Below are 19,589 nucleotides of genomic sequence, written 5' to 3' on the forward strand. Positions count from 1 at the left end.
CGCTGCGGCATTGGGGGGCTTGGGCGCTTCTGGCGGGTGGGGATTAAAGGTGCTCGAGCAGCAGCTCCAGCGCCTCGGCCTGATCCTGCGCCAGGTCGATGATATGGAAGCCTGCCCAGCAGTGTTGATCGTCCGCGGCCGGCCGGCTCCACAGGCAGTCGGCGGCCAGCCTGATCTCGCCGACGCCCTTGATCACCTGCTCGCTGACCAGGCGGCACTCGACCAGGGTGTCGGCCCGCTGCGGTGTGTCGCTGAACAGCATGAAGCCATCGCTGGAAAGATCGACGATCCGGCCGAGGCGTCTGCCGCTGTGCAATTCGAAGACCTCCAGTTGCAGTTCGGGAGTATGACGGCTGTTCTGTCGACGATCTTCCATGAATGGCTCCTTAGCGGGGTGTTGCCGCGCGCCCGGTGAAGCGCTGCAGCACGCGGTAGATGGCGGTGAGGGCGCGATCCATCAGCGGCGAGTTGCGTTCGTCACTGACAATGCGCGCCTGGCCTTGCTCCATTTCGCGAGCCAGTTGCGCCAGGGGCTTGATCGCGACCCGCTGGCCGCTGTGGTCGACGAACATGTAGTTGCGGGTGGTCGGGCTGAACCAGGACAGCTTCAGCGTGCGCGTCTGTCCGTTCTCGTCGAACTCGAACCAGGTGCCGAACTCGATGTGCATCAGCTGCTCGCTGAGCTGCTTGGCGGTGCTGGACAGTTCGGGCTGAGCAGGCTCGCCGGCATCTTCTTCGAACATGCTGCCGAAGGTGCTGGCGGCCAGCGGCGGGTTGAGCTTGGCGGCAAGCTGAGGTTGTTTGGCCTGGACGGCGTGCTGGCAGGCGACCAGATCCTGCAGCAGGCGGCGAATACCGTCCTCGTGGTAGCCGCCGAGCAGTTGCAGGCCCTTGCGCAAGTCTTCCAGCAGAGGCACGCGCAGCGCCTGCAGGCGCTCGCGCTCGGCCTCGTCGAGCAGGGTGCCGCTCCATGCCAGCTGTTCGGCCACTTCGCAGGCGCGCTGCCATTCGCCGCTTTGCGCCCCCTGGCGCAACAGGATGAACACCAGCACATCGGTCCAGGTCAGCTCGAGGAAGTTGCGAATGATCGGCGGTGGCTCACGCTGCTCCAGGCAGCCGGCGATCACTTCGAGTGCCTGCTGGCGGGCACTCAATAGTCTGTCGCGGCCCTTGGCGGCCTCCACCGCGCGGCGCTCGCGCAGCTCGACCTTGTGCTGGAGGGTCTGGGTGTACTGATCGAGTTCCTCGTGCAAGGCCTCGAACAGCAGCAGATCGCCACTGAAGCCATTGATCACCCGTTCCACTACCCATTGCATCTTGCTCAACAGGCCGCGCTCTTCGTCGCCTTCGCCATACATGACGCCCGCCTGGGCCAGTGCGTTGAGCAGGCGCCGCGCCGGATGCTGGTGCTGGGTGAAAAGCTCCTTGTCCTGCAGCGCCACTTTCAGATAGGGCGTATGCAGGTGGGACAGGGCGGTCTTGTAGCAGTCGGCCAGGCAGGTGTCGTCGAGAATGAAGTCGAACAGCATGCCCACCAGGTCGATGGTATCGGCTTCCTGGTCGGAGAGTTTCTGTTCGCCGGGTCGCGGGCTGTGGCTGTCCAGCTGCTGCTGCAGGTCGGACTTCAGGCCCTCGACTCGCTGCGGATTGCGCATGCGCTGCGCCAGGTCCTCGGCGGACTGGCGCTGCATGCGGTTGAGCGCCTCGAGCAGCTCGCTTGCGCTATAGGTGCGAGTGGCGCCTCTGGGGGCGAAGCTGGAGATACTCGGCGTGCCGCCGAGCAGCGGTGCGTCGGCGGCGTGGCGGCGGTGCTCGCCGAGCAGGGCGGACAGGCTGCTGAGCAGTGCGCTCGGATCGCTGGGGGGCGGGCCGCCGAGGTTGGGCGGCGCAGCCGAGGCGGGCGTCGCCTCGCTGCTCGGCGTGCCCGCCGGTGGCGGCGTCAGGCCGAGGGGCGTTTCCTCCACGGGCCTGCTCGCCGGCGGGTTGGCCGCTGGCGGCGTGGACGCGCTGCGGCGGATGCTGGGTTTGAGGTTGGGCAGAATGCCGGCGTCGATCAGGCGCTGGTTCAAGGCCGCATACAGGTTGTCCAGCCCGCGCATCACGTGCTGGTCGAACAGGCTGTAAAGGATGATCTTGATCCGTAGCGGCAGCGGGCAGGGCGTCAGGGCCTCGCGAAAGGCCTGGGCAATCATCTGCGGGCCGAACGGGTTGCCGTCCTCGCTGAGCTTGGTGCCGTTGTTGAGCAGTGCCAGGCGTTGCTCGAGGGCGTACAAGGGTTGCGCGCAACGCGCCTTGACCCGGCTGACCATATTGATGATCTGCAGGGCTTCTTCGTACTCCTCGTTCTCGATCAGACTCAGGCGCTCGGCTTCCAGGTCACCGGCGCTGGTCGCTGGCTTGAGTGTGCCCTGGAAGAAATCGGTGAAGTTCTGCGCCACCGCGCGCAGGTAGCTGCGCTCGATCTTGGGCCGCAGTTTGCGTATCTCGCGCATGCTGTCGAAGAACAGGCTTTGCAGCTGGTTGCTCTCGGCCTTGTCGGCACACTCGAACAGGGTGTCGTCGACTTGGCCGAACACCTGACCAAGGTGCTCGGCCAGGCTGTTCATCACCAACTGCCGGCAACTCTGCGCCAGCTCGCCAAAGCGCGGCTGGATGCCGCGGCTGGCAAGGGTGGTTCCGGGCTTGCCGGTGTGCGGGGGCTGGTCCTGGGTACTCATCCGAGCTTCCTGGCTAAAACAGCGCGGCCGGCATGTGCTGCACAGATCACGATCATAGGAAACATATAGCAGCCCACCGCCGACCTGCAAAGCATTGTCACAAAAGCAATTTAGGGGGTTGACAGGGGCTTCTGGAACCGTAAAATGGCGCGCCTCTGATACGGGAAACGGTTCACGCCAAAGCCGGTATCGGGGACTTGGAGGCACGAAGTTCCGCGATAGCTCAGTCGGTAGAGCAAATGACTGTTAATCATTGGGTCCCTGGTTCGAGTCCAGGTCGCGGAGCCAATCTTCCAGCCGGGGTATAGCGCAGTCCGGTAGCGCGCCTGCTTTGGGAGCAGGATGTCGGGAGTTCGAATCCCCCTACCCCGACCATTTTCGGGTCGTTAGCTCAGTTGGTAGAGCAGTTGGCTTTTAACCAATTGGTCGTAGGTTCGAATCCTACACGACCCACCACTTCAAGCTCGCTTGAATTCAAAGAACCCGCCAAGTGCGGGTTTTTTGTTGTCTGGCGTTTCTGCTCCGGCTGGCCATGGCCGCACTGGCCGCACTGGCCGCATGGCGGCCAGTGCGCTGGAGCGTCGTCAGTGCAGCTTCAGGCGCGGCTCGGTGCTGCGGCCGATACGGTCGCTGAGCATCAGTAGCAGGGTGCGCAGGGGGCCATACAGGGCCATCTGGTGCATGCGGTAGAGGGAGACGTAGAACACCCGCGCCAGCCAGCCTTCGAGCATCACGCTGCCCGTCAGGTTGCCCATCAAGTTGCCGATCGCCGAAAAGCTCGACAGCGAGATCAATGAGCCATAGTCGCGATAGTGGTATGTCGGCAGCGGCTGGCCATCGATACGCAGCTTCAGCGACTTGGCCAGCAGCGAGGCTTGCTGGTGCGCCGCCTGGGCGCGTGGCGGTACATTGCGTCCTTCGCTGTCCGGTTGCGGGCAGGCGGCACAATCGCCGAAGGCGAAGATATTGTCGTCGCGGGTGGTCTGCAGCGTTGGCCGCACCTGCAGCTGGTTGATCCGGTTGCTTTCCAGGCCGTCGAGGTCCTTGAGGAAGCCGGGCGCGCGGATGCCGGCCGCCCAGACCTTGAGCCCGGCGCTGATGCTCTCGCCCTGGGCGGTGTGCAGGGCGTCGCGGGTCACTTCGCGAACCGCGGCGTTGGTCAGCACCGTTACCCCGAGCTTCTCCAGGGTCTTGTGCACCGGCTTGCCGATGCGTTCCGGCAGCGCCGGCAGAACCCGTGGGCCGGCCTCGATAAGGGTGATGCGCATGTTCTCCGGACGGATGCGGTCAAGTCCGTAGGCCGCCAGTTCGCGCGCCGCGTGATGCAGCTCGGCGGCCAGCTCCACGCCGGTGGCGCCGGCGCCGACGATGGCCACGCTGATCTGTCCGGTGCTGCCGTCCTGGCTGGCGTGGGCGCGCAGGTAGTGGCTGAGCAATTGGCGGTGAAAGCGTTCGGCCTGCTCGCGGGTGTCGAGAAACAGGCAGTGCTCGGCGGCGCCCTGGGTGCCGAAATCGTTGGTGCTGCTGCCGACGGCCAGTACCAGGCTGTCGTAGCCCAGTTCGCGCTCGGGCACCAGCACCTCACCGCGCTCGTCGAGGGTGGCGGCCAGGCTGATGGTGCGGGCGGCGCGGTTGAGTCCGGTCATGCGCCCGAGTTGGAACTCGAAATGGTTCCACTTGGCCTGGGCCACGTAGTTCAGTTCGTCTTCCGAGGAATTGAGCGAGCCGGCGGCCACCTCATGCAGTAGCGGCTTCCAGATATGGGTCAGGTTGGCGTCGACCAGGGTGACTTTGGCTTGGCCGCGTTTGCCCAGGGTCTTACCCAGGCGGGTGGCAAGCTCCAGGCCGCCGGCGCCGCCGCCGACGATCACGATTCGATGGGACATGGTGCACTCTCACAAGGCTTTGAAAAAAGCAGGGGGAGTTCGGCTGGGCGAGCGCGAAGCAGCTCATAGCACCAGGCGACTCAGCAGGCGGCTCAGCAGGCCCAGGCCCATCACCACGGCCAGAATCACCAACAGCAGGCGCCAGGGCTTGAACGGCTGGCGTTCGACTTGATGCTGGGGGGCGCTCAGGTACTGCTCGACGCGTTGCTGGTCGTCGGGGCTCAGGCGGCTGGACATGGGGACCTCGATGGATCAGGCGGTATCGACGCGTGGCTGGCACGGTTGTCGTCAGGGGCCTGTGAATGGTGGCTATTCTAGCCGTGGGTTCGCCAAGGGCTCAACGCACAGGTCGTCATTCAGGCAGATAATGCCGCCTCGCAGTACGCGTGCGGTGATGCCGCCGTGGCCGCGCATCGCCTGGAAGGCGCCTGCGCCCAGGCGCTCCTCCAGGCGCGCGCAGGGTTGGCACCAGCCGGTGGTCTCCAGCACTGCCTGGCCGATGCGAAAACGCCGGCCCTTGAGGCTGAACAGGTTGATGCCGCTGATGGCGATGTTGCGGCGCAGGTCCCGCGGGTGTATCGGCTGCTCCTCCGGGCGGCCGAGCAAGGCGCTGATCACCGCCAGGTGTTCCCACTGGATCAGGGTGACCTGGCGTGCATTGCGTGGTCCCGCGCGACTATGGTCGCCGGTCAGGCCCGCTTCGCGGCGAGCTTCCACCGCGTCCAGTTCGAGCATTGCAGCGCGCGACTCGGGGCGTACCCCTATCCAGCGCACGCGACCTTGCTGGGGCACCGTGGCAAGCAGTTGCTGCAGCGGGCTCACAGGCTGATACCGACGTCGAACAATACGCTGCGGCCGAGGTTGCCGCGCAGGAAGTCCGGGGCGTTGGGGTGGGCGAACAGCACGCGGGCAAAGGTCGGCCCCACCAGCGACAGCGAACGCCAGCCCTGGCGCAGGTACTCGGTAGGCGGTGGAAAGTGGCTGTTGAAGTCGGGCGAGGCGCGCTTGAGATTGACGTAGGCGAGCAGGTCCAGCTCGCCGAGGTCGAGGCCGCGCTCCTGGTAGTTGTGGGCTTTCTTGCGCAGGGTTGGCGCCAGGCGCGCCTGCAGTTCGGCGGTGGGGATGCGCCGCGGCTTGGCTTCGCGGCGAACCAGCTGGCTCAGGGAGAAGGCGCTGCGGCGACGTTCCAGCTCGGCGCGCCACTCATCGTTCAGGCGCCGACCTTCGTCCAGCACGAAAAATACCTCGAAGTTGGCATCGCGAAACAGCACATCGGGGGGCTCCTGATCCGAGGGGCTGAACTCATCGAGGCGGTGGCCGACGTTGAGGGCTTGCAGCAGGCGCTGGCAGACCCAGCGCTCACGCTCCCACTTGCGGGCGTTGGACAAAAAAGCGTTGGCTTGTTCGGCCTGATGCGTGAGCAGGCGCAAGTAGTCGGAATCGTCCATAGCTGACAGCTTAGCCCGCTGGCGCGGCTGTCTGGTAGTCCCGGCGTGCCTGCGCAGGCCCGCGCGAGCGCTTTGGTCGCATGCAGGGCGCAGGCGCTAGGGGTGGGCCGGTGTAGACTGGCCGGGTCATCGTCAGGCCGCTGGATATCGTTCTATGATCGCTGCCGAACTGCTTTCGCCGACCAGTCAGGTGGCTGGCTGGTTGTTGTACCTGCCCGCATTGCTCTGGGCCCTGTGGCGGGCGCCCTGGCTGGAGCTGTTCAGCGATCTGCGCCGCCAGCACCTGCTGTTCGGCACTGCCGTCGCGCTGTTTCTCTTGTGGCTGGTGCGGCGCGACTTCGAGTCGGGCCTGTCCTATCACTTGATCGGCATGACGGCGGTGACCCTGCTGCTGGACTGGCCGCTGGCGATTCTGGTCGGCCTGGCCGCGCAACTGGGCATGCTCCTGGTCGGCTATCAGGCGCTGGCGGCGCTAGGCGTCAATGGCGTCTTGCTGGTGCTGATCCCGGTGTTGGTGACCGAGGTATGTGCCTTGCTGGTCGAGCGGGCGCAGCCGCGCAACCTGTTCGTCTACATCTTCTTCTGTGGGTTCTTTCCCGCCGCCCTGGCCGCGCTGTTGTGCGTCCTCGCCGGGCTGGGCGTGCTCTGGCTCGACGGGCTCTTTCCGATGCCGGTGTGGCTGACGGATTTCGTCGGCTATCTGTGGCTGGTGATTTTCCCCGAGGCCTTCATCAACGGCATGCTGGTTACCGCGCTGGTGGTGTTTTATCCGGACTGGCTGGAGACCTTCAATCGCTCGCGCTACCTGTCGGCGCCCTGGAAGGATGACGAGACGCCGCGTTGATGACGCTGGCTTCAGCGGATGAATCGGCACCTTGAATTTGTTCCAGGTCAACAGATAGGCGCTGGGTTCTGGCAATCTGCCGGGCGAGTGAGCGGCTTTGCCCTATGGCTTTCAAGGGGATCCGAGTCACGCTTGGGGAATCAGCGCAGAGGAGAGCAGGTTATGGGTGTACACGAATGGGCCAGGCAGGAGATCGACCAGGCGCTGCAGCGGGCGCACGAGCAGGGCTTCGACCCCCTGCTCGGCATGCGTGCGCTGCTCAGCGCGGTGGTGGAGGGCAATAGAGCCGGACGCGATGGCGCGGACCTCGCGGCCGAACTCCGATTTCTCGCCGACAACCTGGCCGATGACCAGGACTACGGCTTCATGCGCCCTTGAGCGCTCGAGCCTGGGCTGGCCGAGGCGCGTCGTCAGTGCTCGCGTGGCGGCAGTTCGCCTGAGAACAGGTCGTCCTCCAGTTCGTTGCCGGGAATCTTGTGTTCCTCGGAGGCCCAGGCCCCCAGGTCGATCAGTTTGCAGCGCTGCGAGCAGAACGGCCGGTTCGGGCTCTGCGGGCCCCACTCGACAGGGGCGCCGCAGGTCGGGCAGGCGACGGTAGTAGGGGTGCTCATGCTTGGCCTCCGCGTAGGGTCAGGTAGAAAGCGTGCAGGCGCTCGACTTCGCTGCGTAACCAGCTCAGATCGCGATCGTTGACCAGCACGTCGTGGGCGTGGCGCAGGCGCTCTTCCCGGTTGGTCTGGGCCCTGAGAATGGCCTGGACCTGCTCGGCCGAGGCCTGGTCGCGCAGCATGGTGCGTTGCACCTGCAGCTGCTCGGGGGCGTCGACCACCAGTACCCGCTGGGTCAGCTGGTGCTGGCCGGACTCCACCAGCAGGGGTGACACCAGGATGGCGTAGGGCGACTCGGCGCGCGCCAGATACTGCGAGATTTCCTCGCCGATCAGTGGGTGCAGCAGGGTCTCCAGCCAGCGGCGTTCAGTGGCGTCGGCGAACACGCGGGCACGCAGGGCGGCGCGATCCAGCTGGCCGTCGGCCAGCAGCACCTCGGGGCCGAAGTGCTCGACGATCTTCGCCAATGCCGGTCGGCCAGGCTCGACTACCCAGCGGGCGGCGTGGTCGGCGTCTACCAGGTGCACGCCCTGATCGACGAAGCACTGGGCGACAGCGCTCTTGCCGCTGCCGATGCCGCCGGTAAGGCCAAGAATCCAGGGTTTCATCAGGAAGAGCGGCTCTCGTGGCCCATAAACAGGGCTCCAATTGTAGAGCAGCAGTCGGCTCACTGGCCAATGGCGCTCGGGTCAATGCCCCAGGGCGCCTCAAGCGCCCGGAGGTCTAGCGGAACCCGGCGAAGTGCAGGTAGCTGGCGGTGATCTGGTCGCCCCAGAGCAGGGCGATCCAGCCGGCCAGCGCCAGGTAGGGGCCGAACGGGATGGGGGTGCTGGTTGCGGCGTTGCGCAGGCGCAGCATGATCACCCCGAGTACGGCGCCGACCAACGACGACAGCAGAATGGTCAGCGGCAGCACCTGCCAGCCGCCCCAGGCGCCGAGCATGGCCAGCAGCTTGAAGTCGCCGTAGCCCATGCCTTCCTTGCCGGTGATCAGCTTGAACAGCCAGTACACCGACCACAGGCTCAGGTAGCCGGCGATCGCGCCCCACAGCGCCGCTTCCAGGCTGGTAAACAAGCCGAAGTAGTTGGCGATCAGCCCCAGCCACAGCAGCGGCAGTACCAGAGAGTCCGGAAGCAGCTGGTGGTCGGTGTCGATCAGGCTCATCGCCAGCAGGCCCCAGGTCAGCAGCAACATGCCACCGGCCTGCCAGCTGAGGCCGAAGCGCCAGGCGACAAAAGCCGACAGCAGGCCGCAGGCCAGTTCGACCAGCGGGTAGCGCAGGCTGATGGGGGCCTTGCAGCTGGAGCACTTGCCGCGCAGGAACAGGTAGCTGATGACCGGAATGTTTTCCCAGGGGCGGATCTCGTGGCCGCAGTGCGGGCAACGTGAGTTGGGCAGGATCAGGTTGAAGGTGGGCGTGCTGGCGGGCGCCGGCAGCTCGAGGATTTCCCGGGCCTGGGCCTGCCAGTCGCGCTGCATCATCAGCGGCAGGCGATAGACCACCACATTGAGGAAGCTGCCGATCAGCAGGCCCAGCAGCAGGGCGACCAAAAGCAAGGCCGGCAAGCTGCCGGCCAGAAAGTCCAGGGTCATAGGTCAGCCAACCACCGCACCCAACTGGAAGATCGGCAGGTACATGGCGACGATGAGGCCGCCGACCAGTACGCCGAGCACAGCCATGATCATGGGTTCCATCAGGGTGGTCAGGTTGTCGACGGCGTTGTCCACCTCGTCCTCGTAGAAGCCCGCCACCTTGTCGAGCATCTCGTCCAGCGAGCCGGACTCCTCGCCGATGGCGGTCATCTGCACGGCCATGCTGGGGAAGATACCGGTGGTGCGCATCGAGAAATTGAGCTGGGTGCCGGAGGACACATCGTTGCGAATCTTGTGCACGGCATCGCGGAACACTACGTTGCCGGTGGCGCCGGCCACCGAGTCGAGCGCCTCGACCAGGGGCACCCCGGCGGCGAAGGTGGTCGCCAGGGTGCGCGCGTAGCGCGCGACCACCGCCTTGTACAGGATATCCCCGACGATCGGAGCCTTCAGCAGGGTGCGGTCGAGGAAGTCGCGGAATTTCTCCGAGCGCTTGTAGGTGGCCTTGAACGCAAACGCGGCGGCAAAAATGCCGAATACAAACAGGTACCACCATTCCTGCAGCCCGCGGGACATACCCACCACCATTTGGGTGAAGGCGGGCAGTTCTGCGCCGAAGCCTTGAAAAACTTCCTCGAACTGCGGTACCACCTTGATAAGCAGGATGGCGGTGACGATGATGGCGACCACTATCACCGCGATGGGGTAGGTCATGGCCTTCTTGATCTTGGCCTTGAGCGCTTCGGTCTTTTCCTTGTAGGTGGCGATACGGTCCAGTAAGGTTTCCAGGGCGCCGGACTGTTCGCCGGAGTCGACCAGGTTGCAATACAGGTCGTCGAAGTACAGCGGCTTTTTGCGCAGCGAGGCGGCGAAGCTGTTGCCGGCGGCGACTTCCTGCTTCACCTCGTCGATCAACTTGCGCATATTGGGGTTGTCGAAGCCCTCGCCGATGATGTCGAATGATTGCAGCAGTGGCACCCCAGCCTTCATCATGGTCGCCATTTGTCGGGTGAACAGGGCGATGTCCATCGGCTTGATCTTCTTGCCGGCACCGAACAGCGCGACGGGCTTCTTGCGCACCTTGAGCGGGTTGATGCCCTGCTTGCGCAAATGAGCCTTGACCAGGGCAGGGGACTGCCCGGCCAGCTCGCCCTTGATCTTGCCGCCTTTCTTGTCGGTACCTTCCCAGATAAAGGTACTGGTCTTGAGCGCTTTGGCCGCCATCGGTTAATCCTTGGTTACGCGGTTAACTTCTTCGAGGCTGGTGATGCCCTGCATGGCCTTCAGCAGGGCCGAGGCGCGCAGGTCATTGAAGCCGTCTTTGCGCATCTGCGCTGAGATATCAATGGAATTGCCTTCTTCCATGATAATCCGTTGCAGGGCGGGCGTGTTTTTAACCACTTCATATATCCCGACACGGCCCTTGTAGCCGCCCAGGCAGTTCTCACAGCCGCTCGGGTGGTGCGCATAGAGCTTGAAGGTGCCGATTTGCGCCTCCGGGAAGCCCTCTTCCAGCAGCGCTTCGCGAGGGACCTGTACCTCCTTCTTGCAGCTGCTGCACAGCTTGCGCGCCAGGCGCTGGGCGATGATCAGGTTGACCGAGGTGGCGATGTTGAACGAGGGTACGCCCATATTGCGCAGGCGGGTCAGGGTTTCCGCGGCGCTGTTGGTGTGCAGGGTGGACATCACCATGTGCCCGGTCTGCGCCGCCTTGATCGCGATGGAGGCGGTATCCAGGTCGCGGATCTCACCGACCATGATGATGTCCGGATCCTGGCGCAGGAAGGCGCGTAGCGCGGCGGTGAAGTCCATGCCCTGCTTGGGGTTGACGTTGACCTGGTTGATGCCCTCCAGGTTGATCTCCACCGGGTCTTCGGCGGTGGAGATGTTCACATCCACCGTGTTGAGGATGTTCAGGCCGGTATACAGCGACACCGTCTTGCCGGAGCCTGTCGGGCCGGTGACCAGGATCATCCCCTGCGGCTGCTTGAGCGCCGCCATATACAGCTCTTTCTGCGACTCTTCATAGCCCAGGGCGTCGATGCCCATCTGTGCGCTGGAGGGGTCGAGGATCCGCATCACGATCTTCTCGCCCCACAGGGTCGGGCAGCTGCTGACGCGGAAATCGATGGACTTGGTCTTGGAGATGCGCATCTTGATCCGCCCGTCCTGCGGCTTGCGCCGCTCGGAGATATCCAGCGCAGCCATCACCTTCAGGCGCGCGGAGATGCGCGGGGCCAGCTGGATCGGCGGGCGGGCGATCTCGTGGAGGATACCATCGGTGCGAAAGCGCACCCGGTAGACCTTCTCGTAGGGTTCGAAGTGCAGGTCCGAGGAGCCGCCCTTGATCGCATCCAGCAGCATCTTGTTGACGAAGCGCACCACCGGAGCGTCGTCGGCGTCCTGTTGCACGCCGTCGTCCTTGTCGTCGTCCACCGCCTGCACGTCAAGCCCTTCCAGGTCGACGTCGGCGAGGTCTTCCATGCCGCTGGTGCCGGCGTCGAAGAACTTGTCGATGGCGTCGCCCAGCTTGTCATCCTCCACCAGCAGCGCTTCGGTGCTTAGGCCGGTACTGAACTGGATGTCGGTGACCGCCTGGTGGTTGGTCGGGTCGGACAGGGCGATAAACAGCTTGTTGCCGCGCCTGTACAGTGGCAGCACGCGGTGCTGGCGGCAGAGCTTCTCGCTGACCAATTCGTGCGGCTGGCTGTCCTTGTCGATGGCGGAAAGGTCGCATAGCGGCACGCCGAACTGCTCTGCGGCGATCTCGGCGATAGCTCGGCTCTTGGCCAGTTTGTTCTGTACCAGGTAGGACACCAGCGGGATCTTGTTGCGTAGCGCCTGGGCCTGGGCCTGGCAGGCGGCTCGCTCTTCCAGCAGTTCGGCGGTGACCAGTTGGCGGGCGAGCCCAGTCAGGGCGGGGGATTCGTTCATTGCACTCTGCTAATGGTAAAGGGCGGCGGATGCTGCTGATTTATAGCCTACTGGCGCGCCAAGCCCAAGTGTAGAGTGAACGGGTGACAAAAAAGGTCAGTACCTGTCGCGGCCGGGCTTGGCGGGGCGGTAGTGGGGAGGGTGATCCCCGTATTTGGCGCGCTCTGGGGAGTTGGCACGGTATCTGCTTTTTCCTTGCCAGGTCACCGACCTTAACCACAACTAGGAGCTTGCCAATGAAGTCTCTCAAGAAGCAAAAGGGTTTTACCCTGATCGAGCTGATGATCGTGATTGCGATTATCGGCATCTTGGCTGCCATCGCCATTCCGCAATTCAACGAATATCGCGCAAAAGCGAATGATTCGTTGGCTCTTGCTGATAACAAGAATCTTGTAACTTCCTTTGCTGCAGCTCAACGCTGAGTCGGAGACTAGAAGAATGAAAAAAATTACAGGCGGTATGTTGTTGTTGGCTTCTATTTTTGCTCAGTGCGCTGTGGCGGACAATACTCAGGAAATTCTGGCGAGCGGTCAGCAGGTTATCCTTAGCGATTGTTCGCTTCTGGCCGATGACGTGACTGTCTCGCTCTCGAACCGAGTTCAAGCAGGCTATTTTTGCCGCACCGGGGCAGGTGTGGTTTCTAATATCACGATTGCTACTTGCCATACCGCAGGGCGGACCGCAACCCGTACAGTCGAAACCCCTTGTGTAGATACCTCTGGTGGTGTAGCGCTGCAACCCGGTGAGGTCGCCTGCGACGGCACCGGTTCTGGTGTTAACGTTGCTAGCAACCAAGGGGCTGCTATTTTTGTTGGAAGGACTGGGGGTGGTGCTATTGGGCCTCAACCCCTTAATGGCTCAAACTGTGCTGACGATGGCAGTTCGCTCAATCAGTATCTGAACTAAGTGACTTTAGTTGTGAAGTAGGGAGGCTAACCGCCTCCCTTCTATGAGCTCAGAGAGGCTCCAAGCTGTTTCTGAATCGCGCTATGTCGGATCCCAGGCGCTAGGTTGGAATCGCCGAAGGCGCTTCCGTCGTTTACTGCGGGCGGTAATAGTCGCCATTTAATGGGGCTGGTTTTGTTTTCTCTATATATTTGGCGATTGGATCATCTTGGCGGGTCGTTTTTTGATTCAGATTCCGTTTTGTAAGAAATGAATATTTCCTGTGATTTCCTGACTGCACTACGCTTGGCGTTTAAGGCGAAGTTCGGCTGGATGGCGGTTGGCATCCTGCAGGTGGTGGCGCTGGCCACGCTATTGTCCGCCTATTTCAGCGGTCGTCAGCCGGCCACCGTGGCGCTGGATGTGGGTTTCTCCACCATCCGTATGCTGCTGCCGCTTCTGATCGTGTTGCTGGTGCAGGAGTTGCTGTCGCGCGAATTCGACAGGCGCTATTACCTCAGTTCTCTGACCTACCCGCGGGCGCGTAGCAGTCTGTTGCTAGGGCGCTTCTCTGCGGTGTTGATGTTGGTGCTGGGGGTGCTGCTAATACTGGGATTGTTTCAAGTCGGCCTGGTGCGTTTTATCGGAGGTTTCTATCCCCAGGCCACGCCGGTAGCTTTGGGCGAGCCCTACCTTATCACTCTTGCTTTCTTGGCCCTGGACCTGCTGGTGCTTGCGGCGCTGGCGACCCTGCTGGCGGTAGTCGCCTCGACGCAGAGCTTCGTTTTGATCGGCACCTTCGGATTTATGCTGGTGGCGCGCTCCTATGGCGCCATCATCGAACTGCTTAGCAGTGAGTCAGGACTAGTGAGCAATACTGAAGGCTATCGCGCGAGTCTCGGCGTGTTGGGCTATCTGCTACCAGATCTCGGCGCGCTGGACGTGCGGATGCTGGCGCTCTACGGCAAGCCGGAGTTTCTGCCGGCCGATTGGCCCTGGATGCTGTTGAGTAACTTGGCCTACGCCGTCGCCCTACTGGCATTGGCGGTGTGGGCGCTGCAGCGCAAGCGGTTCGCCTGATTATGCGCAACCGTCGCTCTTGGCCCCTGCTGCTAGCGTTGGTCGGCTTCGCCCTTTTTTCTGCCGCCTCGCAATGGCGCGCCCAGGCGCCTGCGCTTGTCGCGCCCACCGTTGAAGGGCGGGTTGTGATAGCCGCGCCAGTATTGCTGGCGCTGTTCGGTGGCGATCGCTTCCTGGCGGCCAGTCTGGAAACCATGCGCCTAGCGGCTACTGGGGTGGATTGGGGGCAGGCCGATACTGGCTACCTAATCCGTGCCCAGCAGGAGGTAGCCAAGCTCAATCCCTGTCATGAAGATAACTACTACCTGGCCAACGGCCTGTTGACCTGGGGCGGGGCGGATCGTGAGGGCACCGAGGTGCTACGCCAAGCCATGCAGTGCCGCTTCTGGGACGAGCTGCCGCCGTTTTTCTATGGCTTCAACCAGGCGTTCTTCAACAAGGACATCGCCGAGGCCAGCCGTGCGCTGAACCTGGCGGCCCAGCGCGCCACCGGTAATGCGGCGGGCTTTCGCAAGCTGGCGGTGATGCTGCAGGCGGAGTCCTTCGCCGACGAGAAGCTGGCCCTGGATTACTTGATTCAGCAGCGCGACGCGGCGCGCGACGATCCCAAGTTGCAGCAGATGCTCGACAAGCGTGTTGTGCGCCTGCAAGGCCTGGTCGACCTGCGCGACGCGCAGCGCCGCTTCGAGGCGGATAACGGCGCCCTGCATGATCTGCAGCAGCTGGTAGAGTCTGGTTTGCTCAAGGCCCTGCCGGATGACCCGCTGCGCCTCGGCTACGAGCTGCGCGACGGGCGCATCATCCTGAAGAAAATGAAAGTTGCCGGAGTGGAGGATCAGTCGTGAATGCGGCACTGGAGTTTCACGGCGTCAGCCAGACCTTTCATGCCAAGGGCAAGTCGGTGCGGGCGCTGCGCGATGTCAATCTCAGGGTGACTGAGGGCGAGGTGTTCGGCTTCGTCGGACCCAATGGTGCCGGCAAGTCCACCACCATCAAGGTGATGCTCGACCTGATCAACGACTATTCCGGCGAGGTGACACTCTACGGCACCTCCTCGCGCGACCCCAGGTCGCGTGAGGGCATCGCCTATGTGCCGGAAACCCCGGCGCTGTACGAGCAGTTCACACCGCTGGAAATCCTGCGCATGGCCCTGTCGATGTACGGTATTCGCCGCCGCGATGAAAAAGTCTGGTGCATGAGCTGGTTGGAGCGCTTTTCGGTGGCGGAAAATGCCAACCGGCGTGTTCGCGAGCTGTCCAAGGGCAATGTGCAGCGCGTCGCCCTGGCCCATGCCATGGTCGTAGAGCCTAGATTGCTGGTGCTCGACGAGCCGCTGTCCGGCCTCGACCCGGTCGGTCGCAAGGACGTGGTGGATATCCTCAATGAATACAAGGGCCAGGGCGGGGCGATCTTCTTCACTTCCCATGTGCTGCACGATGTCGAGCGCATCGCCGACCGCTTCGGCTTCATCAACAAGGGCGAGCTGTTGACCGTGCGTTCGCCCCGCGAGCTGGCGGCCGAGCGGGTCGATCAGATGCTGGTGCGTTTCAATGCCGAGCAGCCGATCGAGCCGGGAGCGCGCCAGTTGCGCGACGGTGAGTTCGAGTGCGAAGTCAGCCAGCAGTCGCTGCCGGCCTTTATCGCCCAGTTGAACCAGGTGGGCGGGCATCTGCTGACGGTGAAGCCGGCGGTGTCGCTGGAGACCGTGTTCTTCAAGATTCTCGAGGGTGCATCCGGCGGGGGCGAATCGCCGAAAGCGCCGGTGCCGGCCAGGGTGCCGGCCTAATCTTCATAATGCTGTCGCCCCGCACTTGGCGGGGCGATTGCTATGTAATTCTGCTTTCGCTGCGGCTTACAAACTCAGCCGCATCGACAGATCCACCGCCTTGACATCCTTGGTCAGTGCGCCGATGGAGATGTAGTCCACGCCGGTTTCGGCGATGGTACGCAGGGTGCTCTCGTTGATTCCGCCGGAAGCCTCCAGTTTGGCCCGGCCCTGGTTGAGGGCCACCGCCTGGCGCATGTCGTCCAGCGACAGCTCGTCGAGCATGACGATGTCGGCGCCGGCATCCAGCGCTTCGCGCAACTCCTCCAGGCTTTCCACTTCGATCTCCACCGGCTTGCCCGGGGCGATCCGGTGGGCCGCTTGCACCGCCTGGGCGATGCCGCCGCAGGCGGCGATATGGTTTTCCTTGATCAGGAACGCGTCGTACAGGCCGATACGGTGGTTGTGGCAGCCGCCGCAGGTGACCGCGTATTTCTGCGCCAGACGCAGGCCTGGGAGGGTCTTGCGGGTATCGAGCAGTTTGACCTGGGTGCCCTGCACCAGGTCGGCATAGTGCCGGCAACGGGTCGCCACCGCGGAGAGGGTCTGCAGAAAGTTCAGCGCGCTGCGCTCGCCGCTGAGCAGGGCTCGGGCCGGACCTTCCAGGTGGAACAGTGGCTGGTTGGGGCTTACCCGTTCACCATCGCGGACCTGCCAGTGCACCGCCACGCGCGGGTCTAGCCGGCGGAATACCGTGTCGACCCAGGCGGTGCCGGCAACCACCGCCTCTTCGCGGGTGATCACGCTGGCGTGGGCCAGGCGCTCGGCCGGGATCAGTTGGGCGGTGATGTCGCCACTGCCGATGTCTTCGGCCAGGGCGCGGCGCACGTTGGCCTCGATTTCGGCGGACAGGTCGGCGAGGGTGAGATTGGGCATGTCGGGCTCCAGGGGCTGGGTCCGGCGATTATAGGGATTGCCGGCGTGCGCTGCAGCGGGAAAGGCGCAGGATTATCGGACAGGCGGTCAACGGAGGGGCGATGCCGGGCGCTTGGCCTGCGGGCAGCCTGTTGCCGGGCACTGTATCGGGTGCACCATCGAGTTGGCCTGGGCAACAGAAGCGGGATTGCTGCGGCGGGTCGCCCTGGGGCGGCGTTTCCCAGATGGCCAGCGACTATGCTTACTGGAGTGGCGCCAGTCGCCGCGCCCGTCTAGGCGCAGGCAATTTTCGCGGTGACGCTTGCCGGGCAGCGCGTGGTTCGGCCAGTGAGGAGCGCTTTTGCACTAACTGTGACTTGGGTCATATCTGGAGCAGAAGCCCGCTTTGGTATGTGTTGGTGCATCCCTATAATGGCTTTGCTCTTCGTTAAAAATTGACGCCACACCCTTGACGTTACGGACGACGCCCAGCTGTTGTTTTGCAGGTGGTCACGCCCTGTCGTGCCATCTGCTGGAGAGTTGCAATGAAGACTGAAGCGAAAGTGGTGCACCTGAACAAGGTGGCCTCCGAGCAGTCTCACACTTCGCCGGTAGGAAGGCTGCCCGTGGCGCTCACCCAAGTCCGTGACAAGGCTGCGCAACAACTCAAGCAGGCACTGCAGGCGCTGTTCGACAACGCCGACGACACCCTGTTCGAGATGGCCGACCGTGCGCTGAGCAACCCCGAGCAGAATACCTTCTTCGAGGCCATGCGCGACTTGCGCTTGAAGCGCAAGAGCATCGAGCGTGGCTTCCTGCAAAACGTCTTCGAGGCCTTCGTCGCGCTCAACCAATACGAGGTCGGCAAGCCGGCGGCGCTCGATGGCCTGTCCTTCGACAGCCTGTCGCTGGTACAGAACGACGAGCTGGAAGAGTCCGTGGCGCTCGATGCCATGGTCGCCAAGGTGATGAGCCGCGATGGTCTAGCGGTCAGCCACTTGACCACCCGGATGAACGTGCTGGTCAGCAAGAAACTCGATGATCGCGGTAATCCATTGGGGCCCTCTGCGCTCTGCGGTTTCTTCCTGGAGGCGTGCAGCAGCCTGGGCGTGGAGATCAGGGTCAAGCTGATCATCCTCAAATTGTTCGAGAAGTACGTGCTGGCCGACCTCGAGCAGCTGTATGCCGAAGCCAACCAGACGCTGATCGCCGCCGGCGTGCTGCCGGAATTGAAGTCGGTGCCATTGCGGCGCAATCCTGGCCGTTCGGCGCCCGGTCGTGTCGAGGCTGCTGCGTCTATGTCGGCGCACGCAGGCGGGATCGGCGATGAGGAAGTGCAGGAGGTCTTCGGTGCCTTGCAGGAGCTGCTGGCCGAGGTGCGCGGTACGGTCGCGCCGCGGCGCCCGGCGCCTGCTGGCGCGCAGCCCATCTCCAGCAACGACCTGATGCGCCTGCTCTCGCATATGCAGCAACGAGCACCGGCGCAGGCGAGCGATGATTTCGACCTGCGCGAGCAGCTGGAACGGCTGCTTGGTCGCGCCAGCGCCAAGAGCGGCAAGGCCCGGGTGGTCGGGGAGGTCGATGAGGACGTCATCAACCTGGTGTCCATGCTGTTCGAGTTCATTCTCGACGACCGGGTGCTGCCCGATTCGCTCAAGGCGCTGATCGCCCGCTTGCAGATTCCCATGCTCAAGGTCGCGGTGCTGGACAAGACCTTCTTCAGCCGCGGTAGTCATCCCGCCCGGCGCTTGCTCAATGAAATCGCTTCCGCCGCCCTGGGCTGGGGCGAGCATGACGACAGCCAGCGCGACAGCCTGTATCTAAAGATCGAGCAGGTCGTGCAGCGCCTGCTCAATGATTTCGTCGACGATCCCCTGATCTTTTCCGAATTGCTGGCCGACTTTCTGGCATTCACCGGTAACGAAAGACGCCGCAGCGAGTTGCTCGAACAACGCACCCGCGACGCCGAGGAAGGCAGCGCCAGGGCCGAACTGGCCCGGCGCCAGGTCGAACTGGCGCTGAACGAGCGGTTGCTAGGCAAGAAGCTGCCAGAGGTGGTAGTGCGCTTGCTCGAAGAAGCCTGGAGCAAGGTGCTGATGCTGGCCTGCCTCAAGCACGGAGTCGACTCATCCGAATGGCGAGCGGCCCTAGCTACCATGGACGACCTGATCTGGAGCGTCGCGCCCCACGAGGATCCCGAGGCCAGGCTGCGCCTGCTCGAACTGGTGCCCGGGTTGCTCAAGGCCTTGCGCGAAGGCCTGGCCAGTGCAGCCTTCGATCCGTTCTCCACCGGTGAGTTCTTCAGCCAGCTGGAAGTGCTGCATGTGCAGGCGTTCCACCGTTTCAAGCGGATGACACATGAGTCGGAGCAAGCGGCTGAGCCTGCCCTCGAGGCGAATGAGACCGCTGTCGCCAACGGCGCAGCGGAGCCGGCGCTGTTGGCGCTGGGGGCTGTCGAGGCCGCGGACGAGCCGGCGATGGTCGAGGTGGTCGAGGAGATCGTTCTGGGGGCGCCCGAGCAGGCCGCTGTGCCGGAGCCCGAGGCCAGCCTAGCGGTCGATGACGCCACCCTGGCGCAGGTCGATAGCCTGCGGGTAGGCAGCTGGGTCGAGTTTCAGGAGGACGAAGAGCACCGGTTGCGCTGCAAGTTGGCGGCGGTGATAAAGCCGACCGGCAAGTACATCTTCGTCAACCGCACCGGCATGAAGGTTTTGGAGAAAACCCGCATGGGGCTGGCCGTGGAGTTTCGCCGCAATGCCATTCGCCTGCTCGACGATGCGCTGTTGTTCGACCGCGCCCTGGAATCGGTGATCGGCAACCTGCGCAAACTCAAGGGGGCCTGAGCGCGCGCGGCGATTGTCCTGGGCCTAGTCGGCTGCCGGCAATGGCGTGCGCGGCGAGTCCACCGTCCATT

20 protein-coding genes and 3 tRNA genes are annotated in these 19,589 nt (G+C 63.6%); 11 read left to right on the top strand and 12 right to left on the bottom strand.

Annotation, left to right across the window (positions count from 1 at the left end; all coding sequences use genetic code 11):
- Window positions 1-43: 43 nt before the first annotated feature.
- Both AB5S05_RS06275 and AB5S05_RS06280 read right to left on the bottom strand, forming a co-directional pair.
- On the bottom strand, window positions 44-376 hold the full coding sequence (locus AB5S05_RS06275; protein WP_369286636.1) for a PilZ domain-containing protein: 333 nt from the start codon (window positions 374-376) through the stop codon (window positions 44-46).
- Between the two features lie 10 nt (window positions 377-386).
- On the bottom strand, window positions 387-2,717 hold the full coding sequence (locus AB5S05_RS06280; protein WP_369286637.1) for a DUF1631 domain-containing protein: 2,331 nt from the start codon (window positions 2,715-2,717) through the stop codon (window positions 387-389).
- A 212-nt stretch (window positions 2,718-2,929) separates the two neighbouring features.
- Here AB5S05_RS06280 and AB5S05_RS06285 point away from each other — a divergent pair.
- The 3 genes from AB5S05_RS06285 to AB5S05_RS06295 all read left to right on the top strand — a co-directional run bounded on the left by AB5S05_RS06285 (window position 2,930) and on the right by AB5S05_RS06295 (window position 3,173).
- Window positions 2,930-3,005: transfer RNA gene (locus tag AB5S05_RS06285), tRNA-Asn, on the top strand.
- Between the two features lie 10 nt (window positions 3,006-3,015).
- A tRNA-Pro gene (locus AB5S05_RS06290) sits at window positions 3,016-3,092 on the top strand.
- 5 nt (window positions 3,093-3,097) lie between these two features.
- A tRNA-Lys gene (locus AB5S05_RS06295) sits at window positions 3,098-3,173 on the top strand.
- Window positions 3,174-3,301: 128 nt separating this feature from the next.
- Here the strand turns inward: AB5S05_RS06295 and AB5S05_RS06300 are convergent.
- The 4 genes from AB5S05_RS06300 to AB5S05_RS06315 form a co-directional block, all read right to left on the bottom strand.
- Complete coding sequence (locus AB5S05_RS06300) at window positions 3,302-4,603, bottom strand: NAD(P)/FAD-dependent oxidoreductase (RefSeq protein ID WP_369286638.1); 1,302 nt, start codon at window positions 4,601-4,603, stop codon at window positions 3,302-3,304.
- Window positions 4,604-4,666: 63 nt separating this feature from the next.
- The gene (locus tag AB5S05_RS06305) at window positions 4,667-4,840 is read right to left on the bottom strand and encodes a DUF3094 family protein (RefSeq protein ID WP_369286639.1); all 174 of its coding nucleotides are present in this window, start codon (window positions 4,838-4,840) and stop codon (window positions 4,667-4,669) included.
- A gap of 72 nt (window positions 4,841-4,912) precedes the next feature.
- Window positions 4,913-5,425, bottom strand: a complete 513-nt coding sequence (locus AB5S05_RS06310) for an MOSC domain-containing protein (RefSeq protein WP_369286640.1) — start codon at window positions 5,423-5,425, stop codon at window positions 4,913-4,915.
- Window positions 5,422-6,051 (bottom strand): DUF1780 domain-containing protein, encoded by a 630-nt coding sequence (locus AB5S05_RS06315; protein ID WP_369286641.1) that lies wholly within the window; start codon window positions 6,049-6,051, stop codon window positions 5,422-5,424. Before AB5S05_RS06315 ends, AB5S05_RS06310 begins: the two co-directional genes overlap by 4 nt.
- 154 nt (window positions 6,052-6,205) lie before the next feature.
- Here AB5S05_RS06315 and AB5S05_RS06320 point away from each other — a divergent pair, with 154 nt between their 5' ends.
- Window positions 6,206-6,895, top strand: coding sequence for an energy-coupling factor ABC transporter permease (locus AB5S05_RS06320; protein WP_369286642.1), 690 nt, complete (start codon window positions 6,206-6,208; stop codon window positions 6,893-6,895).
- A gap of 162 nt (window positions 6,896-7,057) precedes the next feature.
- The gene (locus tag AB5S05_RS06325) at window positions 7,058-7,273 is read left to right on the top strand and encodes a hypothetical protein (protein ID WP_369286643.1); all 216 of its coding nucleotides are present in this window, start codon (window positions 7,058-7,060) and stop codon (window positions 7,271-7,273) included.
- 32 nt (window positions 7,274-7,305) lie between these two features.
- Here the strand turns inward: AB5S05_RS06325 and yacG are convergent, their stop codons facing one another.
- From yacG to pilB, 5 genes are all read right to left on the bottom strand, one after another.
- Window positions 7,306-7,506 (bottom strand): DNA gyrase inhibitor YacG, encoded by a 201-nt coding sequence (gene yacG, locus AB5S05_RS06330; protein WP_369286644.1) that lies wholly within the window; start codon window positions 7,504-7,506, stop codon window positions 7,306-7,308.
- On the bottom strand, window positions 7,503-8,114 hold the full coding sequence (coaE, locus tag AB5S05_RS06335) for a dephospho-CoA kinase (protein ID WP_369286779.1): 612 nt from the start codon (window positions 8,112-8,114) through the stop codon (window positions 7,503-7,505). Before coaE ends, yacG begins: the two co-directional genes overlap by 4 nt.
- A gap of 112 nt (window positions 8,115-8,226) precedes the next feature.
- Window positions 8,227-9,096 (bottom strand): prepilin peptidase, encoded by an 870-nt coding sequence (locus AB5S05_RS06340; RefSeq protein WP_369286645.1) that lies wholly within the window; start codon window positions 9,094-9,096, stop codon window positions 8,227-8,229.
- A 3-nt stretch (window positions 9,097-9,099) separates the two neighbouring features.
- Window positions 9,100-10,320: a type II secretion system F family protein gene (locus AB5S05_RS06345; RefSeq protein WP_369286646.1), complete on the bottom strand. Its 1,221-nt coding sequence runs from the start codon at window positions 10,318-10,320 to the stop codon at window positions 9,100-9,102.
- Window positions 10,321-10,323: 3 nt separating this feature from the next.
- Window positions 10,324-12,030 (bottom strand): type IV-A pilus assembly ATPase PilB, encoded by a 1,707-nt coding sequence (pilB, locus tag AB5S05_RS06350; RefSeq protein ID WP_369286647.1) that lies wholly within the window; start codon window positions 12,028-12,030, stop codon window positions 10,324-10,326.
- A gap of 236 nt (window positions 12,031-12,266) precedes the next feature.
- Here pilB and AB5S05_RS06355 point away from each other — a divergent pair, with 236 nt between their 5' ends.
- The 5 genes from AB5S05_RS06355 (at window position 12,267) to AB5S05_RS06375 (ending at window position 15,781) form a co-directional block, all read left to right on the top strand.
- Window positions 12,267-12,452, top strand: a complete 186-nt coding sequence (locus AB5S05_RS06355; RefSeq protein ID WP_369286648.1) for a prepilin-type N-terminal cleavage/methylation domain-containing protein — start codon at window positions 12,267-12,269, stop codon at window positions 12,450-12,452.
- Window positions 12,453-12,468: 16 nt separating this feature from the next.
- The gene (locus tag AB5S05_RS06360) at window positions 12,469-12,936 is read left to right on the top strand and encodes a hypothetical protein (RefSeq protein ID WP_369286649.1); all 468 of its coding nucleotides are present in this window, start codon (window positions 12,469-12,471) and stop codon (window positions 12,934-12,936) included.
- A gap of 249 nt (window positions 12,937-13,185) precedes the next feature.
- The gene (locus AB5S05_RS06365) at window positions 13,186-13,995 is read left to right on the top strand and encodes an ABC transporter permease (RefSeq protein ID WP_369286650.1); all 810 of its coding nucleotides are present in this window, start codon (window positions 13,186-13,188) and stop codon (window positions 13,993-13,995) included.
- Window positions 13,996-14,120: 125 nt separating this feature from the next.
- Entirely contained in the window at window positions 14,121-14,840 is a 720-nt protein-coding gene (locus tag AB5S05_RS06370; RefSeq protein ID WP_369286651.1) for a hypothetical protein, read from the top strand.
- Window positions 14,837-15,781 carry an ABC transporter ATP-binding protein gene (locus tag AB5S05_RS06375; protein WP_369286652.1) on the top strand — a complete coding sequence of 315 codons (945 nt, stop codon included), beginning with the start codon at window positions 14,837-14,839 and terminating at the stop codon, window positions 15,779-15,781. The genes AB5S05_RS06370 and AB5S05_RS06375 overlap by 4 nt, the downstream gene beginning before the upstream one ends.
- Before the next feature lie 66 nt (window positions 15,782-15,847).
- Here the strand turns inward: AB5S05_RS06375 and nadC are convergent, their stop codons facing one another.
- Entirely contained in the window at window positions 15,848-16,696 is an 849-nt protein-coding gene (gene nadC / locus AB5S05_RS06380) for a carboxylating nicotinate-nucleotide diphosphorylase (protein WP_369286653.1), read from the bottom strand.
- 524 nt (window positions 16,697-17,220) lie between these two features.
- Here nadC and AB5S05_RS06385 point away from each other — a divergent pair.
- Window positions 17,221-19,518 (top strand): DUF1631 domain-containing protein, encoded by a 2,298-nt coding sequence (locus AB5S05_RS06385; protein ID WP_369286654.1) that lies wholly within the window; start codon window positions 17,221-17,223, stop codon window positions 19,516-19,518.
- Window positions 19,519-19,589 lie beyond the last annotated feature (71 nt).

The sequence above is a fragment of the Pseudomonas zhanjiangensis genome (assembly GCF_041027545.1).
In the GTDB taxonomy this organism is placed as follows: Bacteria; Pseudomonadota; Gammaproteobacteria; order Pseudomonadales; family Pseudomonadaceae; genus Aquipseudomonas; species Aquipseudomonas zhanjiangensis.

Coding starts and splice junctions, on each gene's coding strand:
- AB5S05_RS06325 (WP_369286643.1), top strand. CDS start 7,058: ATGGGTGTACACGAATGGGCCAGGCAGGAGATCGACCAGGCGCTGCAG.
- AB5S05_RS06365 (WP_369286650.1), top strand. CDS start 13,186: ATGAATATTTCCTGTGATTTCCTGACTGCACTACGCTTGGCGTTTAAG.
- pilB (WP_369286647.1), bottom strand. CDS start 12,030: ATGAACGAATCCCCCGCCCTGACTGGGCTCGCCCGCCAACTGGTCACC.
- AB5S05_RS06340 (WP_369286645.1), bottom strand. CDS start 9,096: ATGACCCTGGACTTTCTGGCCGGCAGCTTGCCGGCCTTGCTTTTGGTC.
- AB5S05_RS06345 (WP_369286646.1), bottom strand. CDS start 10,320: ATGGCGGCCAAAGCGCTCAAGACCAGTACCTTTATCTGGGAAGGTACC.
- nadC (WP_369286653.1), bottom strand. CDS start 16,696: ATGCCCAATCTCACCCTCGCCGACCTGTCCGCCGAAATCGAGGCCAAC.
- AB5S05_RS06320 (WP_369286642.1), top strand. CDS start 6,206: ATGATCGCTGCCGAACTGCTTTCGCCGACCAGTCAGGTGGCTGGCTGG.
- AB5S05_RS06280 (WP_369286637.1), bottom strand. CDS start 2,717: ATGAGTACCCAGGACCAGCCCCCGCACACCGGCAAGCCCGGAACCACC.
- AB5S05_RS06300 (WP_369286638.1), bottom strand. CDS start 4,603: ATGTCCCATCGAATCGTGATCGTCGGCGGCGGCGCCGGCGGCCTGGAG.
- AB5S05_RS06305 (WP_369286639.1), bottom strand. CDS start 4,840: ATGTCCAGCCGCCTGAGCCCCGACGACCAGCAACGCGTCGAGCAGTAC.
- AB5S05_RS06315 (WP_369286641.1), bottom strand. CDS start 6,051: ATGGACGATTCCGACTACTTGCGCCTGCTCACGCATCAGGCCGAACAA.
- AB5S05_RS06360 (WP_369286649.1), top strand. CDS start 12,469: ATGAAAAAAATTACAGGCGGTATGTTGTTGTTGGCTTCTATTTTTGCT.
- AB5S05_RS06275 (WP_369286636.1), bottom strand. CDS start 376: ATGGAAGATCGTCGACAGAACAGCCGTCATACTCCCGAACTGCAACTG.
- AB5S05_RS06355 (WP_369286648.1), top strand. CDS start 12,267: ATGAAGTCTCTCAAGAAGCAAAAGGGTTTTACCCTGATCGAGCTGATG.
- yacG (WP_369286644.1), bottom strand. CDS start 7,506: ATGAGCACCCCTACTACCGTCGCCTGCCCGACCTGCGGCGCCCCTGTC.
- AB5S05_RS06385 (WP_369286654.1), top strand. CDS start 17,221: ATGAAGACTGAAGCGAAAGTGGTGCACCTGAACAAGGTGGCCTCCGAG.